Here is a 12,924-nt window from a genome sequence, read left to right as displayed (position 1 = left end):
ACGAAAAAAAACCACTACAGTGACACACGTCACCATAATGGTTTTATTTCAATAATAAAATTCTGTATTATTTTTGTTTTTTTCAGTAAAAGGTATGCTTTTTATAAAAATCTATGCATATAACTGACATGGTATTAGCTTAAACTATCGCGATTATACCCTTTTCTATATTCTGTTGGTGTTACACCAATTTCTTTTTTAAATCTGTTTGTGAAATGAGGAATTGATTGATATCCAACCCTATTAGCAATATCAGCAATAGGAAGTTCTGTTGTCACTAATAAAGATTGAGATTTTTTTAGTCTTAGGTGTTTAATGTAATCATACATAGAATATTTGAAATACTTTTTAAATAAACCATGAAGCTTAGTTTTTGAATAACCTATCTTTTTACATAGGTCTTCGACTGTAATTTCTTTGTCAAGATTTAATTTGATATATGCATCTAACTCATCTAATTCTTTTTGTATTTCTACACTAAAAGAATATTTATTTTGTTGATCCTCGTTAGAAACAATTTGATATAAAATATCTGCTACGATAATAAGTACCAATCCTTTATACACTGGCTTGGTAATTTCTGGAGCATAGTCTTTAAACATTAATTGCTCTAAAGTTTCTTGATGTGATAATCCATAAGGTAAAGTCGATAGCACTGCTCTATCAGAATAAAGGCCATCATTAAACTTAGGATGTTTTTTAAAAAAATCTTTAAAGTTTCTTTTCAACCAATCAAATTTGATTTCAATTGCCATAAAACTCCTAGGTTCTCCTTTAATAAAGCGACCAATTATTGTCGAATTATCAGTGTACATCAGTACTTGCTTACTCTGTTCAATTACTAATTGAGGTTGTTCTAAAAATACTGTTCCTTTTGGGTATCCTTGAAAAGAAAAATCAAGAATTAAAGAAGAGGACACTTTTCTAGGTTCTTCTTTAAATGATACATCTTGTTTAAGGTTAAAATTTAAACCTCTGATAATAATACCGTCCTCAATAGTTTTATAAAAAACATCACCCTTGCCTACTTCATTATCAAAAATGAAAGTGTCTTGTCCTTCTTCTAGGTTTACATGCAAGATTTTAGCAATTGTAAAAAGCCACTCGGTCCTATCTTTTATAGTTACATCAATCATATAATTTTACTGCATAATAATTAAATATTAAAATAAATGATTTATATGATAACATCGTTATAAAAGGGTGATTCGCTAGTTTAATATGCAAAAAATTAAAAAAGCACAAACAAAAAACTCCTTCTCAGTTATAACCAAGAAGGAGTTTATTAATTTTTATATAGACAAAACTACACTGCTTCTACCTCAGATAATAAATACTCTTTGAATAATTTAAAATCGACAGGTAATAAAGTAGCTACTTTTGGTCTATCAATAATATCTTGAAGACGTTGAGGAATTTCAATCTTTTGGTTGATAACCGGCTCAACGATTTCTACAAACTTAACAGGGTGAGCTGTTGCTAAGAATACACCTGCTGTTTTCTTACCAAGTCCGCCTTGTTCTTTAATATAATCTTGTAAAGCTTGGTACCCAATTGCTGAGTGAGGACACATTACGTATCCAGTCTCATCAAATACCGCTTTCATTGTTTTTTTTGTCTCTTCGTCGTTAAAATAAGCACCAGATACCTTCTTCGTTAATTTCTCAAAAGAGTTACCATTTAACTCTAATAAACGAGGAAAGTTACTTGGGTTACCCACATCCATAGCATTAGAAATTGTTGCTGTAGATGGTTTTGGTTGGAAAATTTCCGTTTTTAAATAAACAGGAACTACTTTGTTAGCATTAGTAGCGGCAATAAAGTTTTCCACTTTAAGTCCCATTCTATTTGCTATTAAGCCACCGCATAAATTACCAAAGTTACCACTTGGTGTACAGAATACTACTTTTTTAAAGCCCTCTCTCTTTAATTGAGCAAAAGCATTAAAATAATAGAACGACTGAGGAATCAATCGGCTAATATTTATAGAGTTGGCAGATGTTAAATTTAAAGCCTCACTTAATTCTCTATCTAGGAATGCTTCTTTTACCAATTTTTGGCAATCATCAAACGTTCCTTCAATTTCGACAGCTTTAATATTTCCGCCATTCGTTGTCAGTTGTTGTTCTTGTATAGGGCTTACTTTTCCTTTAGGGTAAAGGATAGTAACTTGAATGCCCTCAACACCAAAGAAACCTTGTGCTACTGCACTACCTGTATCTCCAGATGTTGCAACAAGAATATGTAATTTTTCTCCTTTCTCTAAGAAGTAAGCCATTAAACGAGACATAAAACGAGCACCAAAATCTTTGAATGCTAACGTTGGTCCGTGAAATAATTCTAGAGAATAAATTTGATCTACTACTTTTACGATTGGAGCATCAAAATTTACAGCTTCGTCTACAATTTTACGAATTTCTTCTGTAGGCACATCTTCTCCTAACAATGCATTTGTTACTTCAAATGCAATATCTTGAAAAGACATTTCTCCAATGTTATCAAAAAAGCTTTGAGGCAACTTTGCAATTTGCTCAGGCATATATAAACCATTGTCCTCTGGTAAACCTTTGAAGAGTGCTTTTTTTAAGCTAGCTTCTTCTGCTTGTCGTTTAGTACTATAATAGATCATCTTACTTCTCGTTTTCTCTCTTCACTTTGATATATCCGTAAAAGATAATCGTGTTTTATTGAAAATATTACAAGCAAATATACTCATTTTATGAAAAATCTCAATAAAAGTGGTGATTTCAAGTGCTATTTATAATGATTTACCTCCTTTTACTGTTATTATTTTTTGTATTTTTGAAATATCTCACAAAATGATAACAAATTGTTGTATTCCTCATTATGATGAAAAACTTATCCTTACTACTGTTAATTCTTCTAACATTCACAATTCAAGATACCTATGCAAAAAAGATTGCTTTAATTATAGGTATAGATAAATATGTTCCTGATAATCCATCATCAGAAACTATTACATGGCGAAATTTAAATGGTGCTGTTAGAGATGCTAATGCTATGTCTAACGTATTAAAATGTAAATATCAGTTTGATGAAATTAAGTTATTAGACACGCCTGAACAAACAACTACAGCAGGTTTAAAAGCTGCATTTAAATGGTTAACAAATAATACTAATCCAGATGATGTTGTATTTTTCTATTATGCGGGTCATGGATCTCAGGTAGAAAATAGTCAACATTTTGAGGCAGATAAAACACAAGAGTGTATTGTTCCTTCGGATGCTTATAAAGGCGAACAAAGCTACATACTCGATACAGAATTAAATGCTTTTCTTTTAAGCCTAACTGATAAAAAAGCAGTTGTTACAGCTATTTTTGATAGTTGCCATAGTGGTTCTGTAAGTAGAAATGCAATTACTGCTGCCACACCCGTATCTAGAAGTTTAAACCATAAGTTTCCTGATATTAAAACAACTGTACCTAAAACAATACCACCAGCAACAAGAGGTGCTTTAATTATCTCTGCTGCACAAAATAACGAGACTGCTTCTGAAACAGTAAATACAGAAGGATTACCTCAAGGAGCTTTTACAGATGCATTTTTACAAGCAATAAATACTTCTTCTTCTGTAGAGGATGTTGCTACATTAGAAAAGAGAATCCGTTCTTTGTTACGCTTTAGTGGTAAAGTACAAACACCTACTTTTGAAGGACAAGAAGATAGAATGACTAAATCTTTATTTGGTGGTGCTGCAACAGGTTCTGACAATCCTCTTCTTTTTGTTGAAAAAATTGATGCTACTACTGGTGAGTTGAAGTTGTTAGGGGGTGCTGCTTTAAAAATTAGCAAAGGAACAACACTTAAAAACGATAAAGGAATTGAATTAGAAATATCTTCTTTAGATGGCATGACCAACTCTTACGCTAAAGTTACTTCTGGCGATTTAGAGGGAATTAAAGAAGGTGATGCTTTTGAGGTTAAAGTTTGGTCGCATCCAAGTAGACCTAATTTAGTAGTTTGGTCTGCTAAAAGTGATTTAGATGATGCTACAATTACTTCTTTAGGTAAAGAGTTAAGTAGCTTAAGTTCTTCTAAAATTCAATTAATTAAACCTTGGGAAGTGGGTACACACACACTTGCATATGATGAAGTTGCAAAAACATGGATTGTTTCTAATACATGTGGTAATCTTACTACCATCAATAAAATATCTGCAAATGAGGTTAAAAAGGCGATTGAATCAAGTGCTTGTAATGGAAATAGTACGGCTAAATTATTAGTCACATTACCGCTATCTTCTTCTCAGTATGATAAATTGTCTAAAGAATTATCTCAGACAGCTACAAAACTATCGGGTACGAGTGTAGATGCTTCTTATATCTTAAGCGGGTTTATCGCCGAAGGCAAATTAAAATATGCATGGACTTTACAATCTGCAAATGCACAATCTGATGAAGTAAAAACATTACCTTTATTCTCTGATCCCGTACCTGTAACTAAAGAGGCTTTCTCTTATACTTTACAAGATCAGGCGCAGAAAATTGGAGCTATTAAGAAATGGATGACACTGCATTCTCCTCCAAACATGGCCTTTCCATATGATCTGTGTCTACAAAATTTAGATGACAACTCTATTGTAGATGGAGGTAAAATATATGAAGGGCAAAACATGAGATTGGCTTTTAAAAAGAACCCTGCCTTATTTGAAAGATGGAAAAAGAAAAATATGTTCTTATATGTCTTCATGATTGATGACTCTGGAGCAATGCAATTATTATTACCTTTTGATTTTTCAGACAATAAATCTGATAATATTTTAGAGGGATACGAAAAAGATGTTGTTCCTGTAAACCTTGAAGGTAATTTTATAGAATTTACTGTTGAAGGTACTGGGGTTGATAAAATGTTCTTATTAGCCTCTGAAGAAGCTATTCCAAATCCAGAACAATTATTTAATGTACATGGAGTAAGATCTACTAGATCTGCAGCTAGTTCTGACCCATTAATGAGCTTACTTTCTAGTATTAATTCTAATACTAGAGGGCTATCTATGAAACCTAGAAAAGTAAAAACAGTTTGGAGTATTAGCTCTAAAACTTTTGAATCTACAATTACTGAATAAGTAAATGTTCATAATATATGAATAACGAAATTGATAAATATGTTACTACTATTGTAGCTTATTTTGATAACATAATGCCTCTAACAGATAACGAGAAAGAATTTGTTAGAGGCATTTGTGAAATTAAAAAGATAAGAAGAAGACAATACCTATCTCAGAGTGGCGATGTTGAAAAATACATGAACTTTATAGTAGAAGGTGCTCTAAAAATGTATTATGTTGATGATAACGGTAGCGAACACAATATGCAGTTTGCTATTGAAAACCATTGGATAAACGATATCAAAAGTTTTTATAAAGAACTTCCTTCGAGAATGGAAATTGAAGCTTTAGAAAATACTACTGTACTTCGGATATCTCTAGAAAATCTAAAAAAGCTATACGAAGAACACCCTAAGTTTAATCGTATTTTTAGAGTGTTATTAGAAAATGCTCATATGAATCTCCAAGATAGAGTCCTTGATAATATCAGTTTCTCTGCAAAGGAGAAGTATATTAACTTTTCTGAGAAATATCCTTACTTATTAAATAGAATATCCAATGTTCAGATTGCCTCTTTTTTAGGTATCACTCCTGAATTTCTTAGTAAGATTAGAAAGGAATTAAGTAAAAAATAAATGAAAAGGTTACCATAACGGTAGCCTTTTTTTGTTTAAAAGATTCATTATCAACCATCAGCTAATCACTCTTAAACTAGATTAAGATTTTTTCTTATTTCAGTTTATAAGTAGCTCCATAGAAAACCCACCACCTTTGTGATGTAATCAAAACGAAACTTGAATTCTAATAAAAAATTACAACAATGGAAATTATTAAATCATTATTTATAACCGTAACATTTATCATTATGTCACAAACAACAATTATTGCAGATAACACTAAGCCTGTTACTAACGAAAAGGCCGCAGTAACAAAACTACTTAAAGGGTATGAAAAAGCATTAAATGCTGGTGATACTCAAACTATAGTTGCGCTTTACTCTAAAGAAGGTATTTTTTATCCTACAACATTCCCTACTGCAACTGGAAGCGACCAACTTTCTATTGCTTACGACAATGTTTTTAAAATGATTCAATTAACTGTTGAATTCGATATTGAGGAAATTGTAATTAGAGATGATTATGCCTTTGCTAGAACACAATCTAAAGGTAAAACGTTGATTCATGCTAATGGCCAAACAGTTGAAGAAGCTAATAGAGAATTATTTATTCTAAAGAAGATTGACGGTGAATGGAAAATTGATCGTTATATGTTCAATAAATCAAAATAATTAAAAAAGCTCTTGGTGGTAATTTCTTTCCAAGAGCTTTTTTTAATTCAACGTAAAATAGAAAATTGAACCTTCTCCATAGATAGATTCAACCCATATATCTCCTCCATGGAGCTTAACAATTTTCTGACAATGTGCTAAACCTATTCCAGTTCCTTCAAAATCTTCTCTGTTATGTAATCTTTTAAAAATCTGAAATATTCTTTTAAAATATTCTTCTTTTATACCAATCCCATTGTCTCCTATTGAAAAGACTTTCTTACCATCCTCATTAACTGATAAATTAATTGATATTGTAAGTTGTTCATTCTTTTTTCTAAACTTAATTGCATTGCTAATTAAGTTTTGGAATAATAACCTAACTTCCATTCTATACCCTTTAATAACGGACATATCATTATTAACATTAAATACAGTTGAAGTTTCTTTAAGTAATAGTGAAAGATCTGATCTAATTTCATCAATCACATCAGCAATATCAATAGTAGTTACTTCATTCTCCTTTCCTGTCTTAGAAAAATCTAAAATTCCTGTAATCAAATTAGACATTCTTTGAGCAGATGCAGAAATATATTTTACAAATTGTTTCCCTGTAGTATCTAATTGATCTTGATAATTACTTTGTAATACATCTATACAATTAGACATATTTCTAAGAGGTTCCTGTAAATCATGAGATGCTGCGTAAACAAAATGTTCTAATTCTTGCGTACGCTCAATAACCTTTTCTTCTAACTCATGATTTTTTTGAGATAATTCTTTTCTTAATTCAATAAGTTCTGATATATCCCTAAAACATGAGTTACTATACAAAACATTTCCTTTCTCATCTTTTACTGCTTTTGTATTTAAAAGAACATCTATAACTTTTTCATCTTTGGTTAATAGCTTAAGTTCTACATTCTTTAAAATACCTGTTCTCATAAACTCTTTAAATTTCTCCTGTATGATACCAAAAGAATCAGGGTGAAAAAATTTAAAAACAGGAGACCCAATAATCTGACTCTTAGAATAGTTCATTCTTTCAGAAAAAGTCTGATTACAAAACTTAACGGTTTTATCATGAACATTTAATGATAAAAACATATCTGGAGATGTATCATATAAGTGAAAATATGATTGTTCATCGTTAGAAAGGTCACTATTTGGATCATTTAGTGCCTTTTGATTGTTAATTGAATTATTTTTCATAGCCTTTGGTCTCACAGTAAATACAATGTTATTAACAACTTAATAAACAAATAAAATAGATACCTGTAAAACTCCAAAAAATCACATTTCACGTAAGAATATAGTACAGAAAAGATTATTTCATGTAAATAGGAAAGTTAATTCTATAATTTTTGGAAAATTTCATCTAAAAAAACCTTAAGGTCTAAAAGAGAATTGTACTTAAACGTTTTTATATCAGGACATCCAGAAACCATTGCAGATGTTTTTTCTGATCTATGAAAACAAAAGGTTGGCTTTTTCATTTCAACTCCACGTCCTAATTCATACCCAACTCCTAAAGAAGGCACCGTCACCTCTGCAATAATAATATCTGATTCTATCAGCCAATTAAGATCTTGATCATGAATTTCTTTATCAGTAATCATTTTCTCTTGTAAATCCATCTGTCCAATATGTTCGGTTAATACATCACCATATTGCTGTAGGTGTGTTATAATTTCCGCATATAATTCTGCGTCTTCACGCCCTCCTCTTATTGCTCCTGAAAAGTATATTTTCATTTTAATTGAATATTTTAAAATTAGACAAGAATTAAATAAACGTATTTTAAAAAGATCATAAAAATAGCTAGTAATTATTCATTACTAGCTACTTATTACTACCAAATTGATATTAATTAATACTTACCGTATTTCATATAAGTTTCTAAATCTTTATCTCCTCTTCCAGATAAGTTTACAACAACTACATCTTCAGGTTTAAAATCCATTTTACCTAAAGCTGCAAATGCATGAGCTGATTCTACTGCAGGAATAATACCTTCAGATCTACTCAATTCAACACCAGCTTCCATTGCTTCCTCATCTGTAACATATTTAAACTGTGCCCTTCCAGACTCATATAAATAAGCATGAATAGGTCCAATTCCTGGGTAATCTAAACCAGCAGATATAGAATAAGGTTCAACTACCTGTCCGTCTTCTGTTTGCATTAGAATAGTTTTACTACCATGCAATACACCCGGTGTTCCTAATGCTGTTGTTGCTGCAGACTCACCAGATTCAACGCCTAAACCAGCAGCTTCTACCGCTATTAAATTTACATCTAACTCATCTAAATAATGGAAAAATGCACCTGCTGCATTACTTCCTCCACCTACACAAGCAATTACATAATCAGGATTTTCTTTTCCTTCTTTTTCTTTTAATTGCCATTTCATTTCCTCACTAATTACAGATTGGAATTTAGCAACCATATTTGGGTAAGGATGAGGTCCCACTACAGACCCAATAATATAATGTGTATCAGATGGGTTATTTATCCAATGACGCATAGCCTCATTGGTTGCATCTTTTAATGTTTTAGAACCACTAGTTGCCGGAATAACTGTAGCACCTAATAAACGCATACGTTCAACATTTGGCTTCTGACGTGCAATGTCAATTTCCCCCATGTAAACAATACATTCCATATTCATTAAAGCACAAACTGTTGCCGTAGCCACACCATGTTGGCCAGCACCTGTTTCTGCAATAATTTTCTTTTTATTTAAACGTTTAGCCAATAAAATCTGACCAATTGTATTATTTATCTTGTGTGCTCCTGTATGGTTAAGATCTTCTCTTTTAAGGTAAATCTTTGCACCATATTTATCAGATAACTTCTTTGCGAAATAAAGAGGAGTTGGACGACCAACATAGTCTTTTAATAATCCATCGAATTCCTCTTTAAACTTTGGGTCGGCAATCATTGCCTCATAATTATCCTTTAATTCTTTTACATTTGGGTAAAGCATTTCTGGAATATATGCTCCTCCAAATTGGCCATAATAGCCATTCTGATCTGGTTCTTGGTAAGTCATTTGTCTAATTATTTTTTGTTGATGGATTTCACCCAATCGCTTAATTCTGTAACCATTGCAATATCTTTCATTGCCGGCTCAATTTCAAACTTACTATTTACATCTATCCCTTTAAAAGGTAAATGATCTAAAATGGTAAGCTCTTTTATATTTTTTAAAGAAACTCCCCCACTTAAAATAAATGGCTTTGTGGAAGAATATTGTTTTAAAACTCCCCAATCAAATGTTTTTCCTGTCCCTCCATGTTTTGAACTTTTAGTATCGAACAAAAATGCATCTACATAGGGTTCGTAAGATTTCAAAGTTGAAAAATCGAATTCATCTTTAATACCAAAGACTTTAAAAATCTCATACCCTGCATCTTTAAGTATTCTACATATTTCAGGTGTTTCGCTTCCATGTAACTGTATCGTATCAAAATGATATTTCTTACTTTGTGAGAGTATTGTTTCTATTTCTTCATTTACAAATACACCCACTCGTTTAGTTGGAACGTCCCACTTTGTCTCTAAAAAAGAAACATCTTCATTTTCTATAAATCTACTTGACGGTGGGTACATTATAAAACCCATATAATCAGGAGATAATTTCAAAATATCATAAATATTTTCCCGATTACGCATTCCACATACTTTCCAATCAATTATAGAAACATCATCTTTTATACTACTCATCATATATCAATTAAAACAGTTACTCCGGTAATTAGACTTCAACTATAATAAATCTGTATATTTGATACCTACAGATTTATTATAGTATGAGACAATTGATACCTCTTATTTTATTAGCAACCTTATCTATAGGTTGTAATCAGCAGTTTTACGATAGAGAAAGATCTCTTGAATATAGTGCTGATAGTGCTTTTATAAATCAGGATAAACGATTACTCTGCCTTAGAGGAAATGCCTATTTTATTGATCCTGGGATTGAAATAAAAGCTGATTCCATAGACATAAGTCATAAATCTGGAAGAGTTACTGTTTATGGAAATGAAAACAGCCCTTCTGAAGTTTACATCAAACTAAATGATATAAAAGTATTAGGGAAATTTCTGATTCCAGGCTCTAAAGACAATTATTATAGAACAATAGACTACTATCCTCAATCTAATAGAATCAAATTCCACGCTAATAAAAAGCGTCTATTTTAATTATAATTGACTTATAAATTCTTTAGCAGCTTTAGATGGATTATTTGTCTTCATAAAGTTTTCACCTATTAAAAAGCCCTTATAACCATACTTCTTTAGCTCCTTTATATTTTCGATATTACTAATTCCGCTTTCAGAAACTTTTACGAATTCGTTCGGAATTAGTTCCGCAAGAATCTTAGAATTTTCAATACTTACCTCAAATGTTTTAAGATTACGGTTATTTACCCCAATTAAATCCATTTTATCACAAACGTGAGCTTCTAATTCTTCTTGGTTATGTACCTCTAGTAAAATTTGCATTCCTAAGTTTCTTGCAACCTCTGCATATTTTTTACTTTCTTCTGGTGTTAAGCAAGAGGCTATCAAAAGAATAAAATCAGCACCTATTGATTTTGCCTCAACAATTTGATATTCATCTACAATAAAATCTTTACGAATAATAGGAACAGGAGATACTGACCTTGCAGCCAATAGATCGTCTACGGTTCCTCCAAAAAATTCTTGATCTGTAAGAACAGACATTGCAGAAACACCTGCTTTAAAATAGCCTTCTGCTACATCAGAAACTTTTGCAGTACCATTAATTAATCCTTTAGACGGAGACTGTCTTTTAAACTCAGCAATAATTCCAGATTTATTAGGACTAGCAATCCATGCTTTGGCAGATACAGGTTCTTTGTCAAACAAAGGTCTAGCTTGAAGGTCTGCAAGAGATACTATTTCTTTTCTTGCTGCTACTTCAATCTTTTTATGTGCAACTATTTTATCTAAAATTGTCATATCAATAGATATTCTTTAAGAATTAATTAATTTTTTAAATGCATTTAATGCTGCTCCAGATTCTAAAGATTCTCTTGCTTGAGCTACACCTTCTTGAAAGGCTAAACCTTTACCTGTTGCAATTGCCACACCTGCATTTGCTAGAACAGCTTCTTGCTGAGGAAGTGTACCTTTATTTTCTAACACATCAGTAAATATTTTTGCTGATTCTGCAATAGTACCTCCTCCAAATAAAGATTCTTTAGTTTGATAATGTAATCCTAAGTCTTCTGGTTTTAATAACCGCTCACTTTCCTTTGTTATAATCTTAAAAGGTGATGTTAACGATATTTCGTCATATACATCTAATGAATGTAGTATTGCAAATTTTTTCTCTGTCTGTTGATATAAATACCCATACAAACGTGCAATTTCTAAACTAAATACACCTACAATCTGCTTATTTGGAAAAGATGGATTTACCATAGGTCCTAGCATATTAAAAAACGTTTTAACTCCTAATTCTCTACGAATTGGTGCCACATTTTTCATTGCTGGATGGAACAATGGAGCATGAATAAAACATATCCCTGCCTCTTCTAAATTTCTTCTTAACGTATCAACGTCATTTGTAAAATCATACCCAAAGTGTGCCATCAAATTAGATGAACCACATACAGAAGATACTCCATTATTACCGTGCTTAGCTACATTTTGACCTGCTCCGGCAACAATAAAAGAAGATAATGTTGATATATTAAATGTATCCTGACCGTCTCCACCCGTACCACAAAGGTCCATTGCGTCGAAGTCGTCTAAATCTATTCTTAAACACAATTCTAACATTGCATCTCTAAATCCTGTTAACTCTTCTACCGTAATACTTCGCATAGAGTATACTGTAAGAAATGCTGCTATCTGACTTGGATTAAAATCTCCTTGAGCCAATTTTGTTAGTGTCGCTTTAGCTTCTTGTTCAGATAATGACCCGTATTCAAAAAGTCTGTTTAGTATCTTTTTCATGGTAATTATTATAAGATTAACCTTGTACCCAATTTTTCAATATGTCCATTCCGTGTTCTGTTAAAACAGATTCTGGATGAAATTGAACTCCTTGCACATCAAACTTATTATGCTGTACAGCCATTACAAACCCATTTTCATCGCGAGCTGTAATCTTTAATTGAGTTCCAGCCAAGCTATCAGATTTAAGTACCCAAGAATGATAGTGCCCAATTTTAAAAGTATTTGGAATACCTTGAAATAATTTTGCTTCTGGAGTTACTACTTGAGCATTATCCTGAACACCATGTAAAGGATGATTGTTCTCTAATGTTGCTCCAAATGCTTCTCCAATAGCTTGATGCCCTAAACATACCCCTAAAATACTTTTTGTCTCTCCATAAGTTTTCAACAACTCAGGCATTATTCCTGCTTCCGAAGGAATACCAGGGCCTGGAGAAAGTAATATTTTATCGTATTTACCTACTTCTTTCAAAGTAATTTTATCGTTTCTATATATATCAACAGTTTGTCCTAATTCTCTTAGGTAATGTACCAAGTTGTACACAAACGAATCGTAATTATCAAGAACTAAAATTTTCATATCCTTCTGCT

13 protein-coding genes are annotated in these 12,924 nt (G+C 31.7%); 4 read left to right on the top strand and 9 right to left on the bottom strand.

Annotation, left to right across the window (positions count from 1 at the left end):
* Positions 1-134: 134 nt before the first annotated feature.
* Together EI427_RS20370 and thrC are read right to left on the bottom strand one after the other, a co-directional pair.
* Positions 135-1,136, bottom strand: a complete 1,002-nt coding sequence (locus EI427_RS20370) for a helix-turn-helix domain-containing protein (protein ID WP_126618207.1) — start codon at positions 1,134-1,136, stop codon at positions 135-137.
* Positions 1,137-1,306: 170 nt separating this feature from the next.
* A complete protein-coding gene (thrC, locus tag EI427_RS20365) occupies positions 1,307-2,629 on the bottom strand; it encodes a threonine synthase (protein WP_126618205.1) in 1,323 nt (440 codons plus the stop codon).
* Positions 2,630-2,847: 218 nt separating this feature from the next.
* Between thrC and EI427_RS20360 the strand changes: the two genes are divergently transcribed.
* The 3 genes from EI427_RS20360 (at position 2,848) to EI427_RS20350 (ending at position 6,358) form a co-directional block, all read left to right on the top strand.
* Positions 2,848-5,088, top strand: coding sequence for a caspase family protein (locus EI427_RS20360; RefSeq protein WP_126618203.1), 2,241 nt, complete (start codon positions 2,848-2,850; stop codon positions 5,086-5,088).
* 17 nt (positions 5,089-5,105) lie between these two features.
* A complete protein-coding gene (locus EI427_RS20355; protein ID WP_126618202.1) occupies positions 5,106-5,705 on the top strand; it encodes a Crp/Fnr family transcriptional regulator in 600 nt (199 codons plus the stop codon).
* A 185-nt stretch (positions 5,706-5,890) separates the two neighbouring features.
* Positions 5,891-6,358, top strand: coding sequence for a YybH family protein (locus tag EI427_RS20350; protein ID WP_126618200.1), 468 nt, complete (start codon positions 5,891-5,893; stop codon positions 6,356-6,358).
* 42 nt (positions 6,359-6,400) lie between these two features.
* Here the strand turns inward: EI427_RS20350 and EI427_RS20345 are convergent, their stop codons facing one another.
* The 4 genes from EI427_RS20345 to EI427_RS20330 all read right to left on the bottom strand — a co-directional run bounded on the left by EI427_RS20345 (position 6,401) and on the right by EI427_RS20330 (position 10,069).
* Positions 6,401-7,549: a PAS domain-containing sensor histidine kinase gene (locus EI427_RS20345; protein ID WP_126618198.1), complete on the bottom strand. Its 1,149-nt coding sequence runs from the start codon at positions 7,547-7,549 to the stop codon at positions 6,401-6,403.
* Between the two features lie 143 nt (positions 7,550-7,692).
* On the bottom strand, positions 7,693-8,091 hold the full coding sequence (locus tag EI427_RS20340; protein ID WP_126618196.1) for a nucleoside 2-deoxyribosyltransferase: 399 nt from the start codon (positions 8,089-8,091) through the stop codon (positions 7,693-7,695).
* 116 nt (positions 8,092-8,207) lie between these two features.
* Complete coding sequence (gene trpB, locus EI427_RS20335) at positions 8,208-9,392, bottom strand: tryptophan synthase subunit beta (RefSeq protein ID WP_126618194.1); 1,185 nt, start codon at positions 9,390-9,392, stop codon at positions 8,208-8,210.
* A gap of 8 nt (positions 9,393-9,400) precedes the next feature.
* Positions 9,401-10,069, bottom strand: coding sequence for a phosphoribosylanthranilate isomerase (locus tag EI427_RS20330; RefSeq protein WP_205727885.1), 669 nt, complete (start codon positions 10,067-10,069; stop codon positions 9,401-9,403).
* 83 nt (positions 10,070-10,152) lie between these two features.
* Here EI427_RS20330 and EI427_RS20325 point away from each other — a divergent pair, with 83 nt between their 5' ends.
* Positions 10,153-10,545, top strand: coding sequence for a hypothetical protein (locus EI427_RS20325; protein ID WP_126618190.1), 393 nt, complete (start codon positions 10,153-10,155; stop codon positions 10,543-10,545).
* On the opposite strand, the gene trpC is transcribed toward EI427_RS20325, so the two are convergent.
* The 3 genes from trpC to EI427_RS20310 are packed head-to-tail and all read right to left on the bottom strand — an operon-like array spanning position 10,546 to position 12,913.
* Positions 10,546-11,328, bottom strand: a complete 783-nt coding sequence (trpC, locus tag EI427_RS20320; protein WP_126618188.1) for an indole-3-glycerol phosphate synthase TrpC — start codon at positions 11,326-11,328, stop codon at positions 10,546-10,548.
* A gap of 15 nt (positions 11,329-11,343) precedes the next feature.
* Positions 11,344-12,330, bottom strand: a complete 987-nt coding sequence (gene trpD, locus EI427_RS20315; protein WP_126618185.1) for an anthranilate phosphoribosyltransferase — start codon at positions 12,328-12,330, stop codon at positions 11,344-11,346.
* Positions 12,331-12,346: 16 nt separating this feature from the next.
* Positions 12,347-12,913, bottom strand: coding sequence for an anthranilate synthase component II (locus tag EI427_RS20310; protein ID WP_126618183.1), 567 nt, complete (start codon positions 12,911-12,913; stop codon positions 12,347-12,349).
* Positions 12,914-12,924: the final 11 nt, after the last annotated feature.

This window comes from Flammeovirga pectinis (genome assembly GCF_003970675.1).
In the GTDB taxonomy this organism is placed as follows: domain Bacteria; phylum Bacteroidota; class Bacteroidia; order Cytophagales; family Flammeovirgaceae; genus Flammeovirga; species Flammeovirga pectinis.
This window is presented reverse-complemented; position numbering and strand designations above follow the sequence as displayed.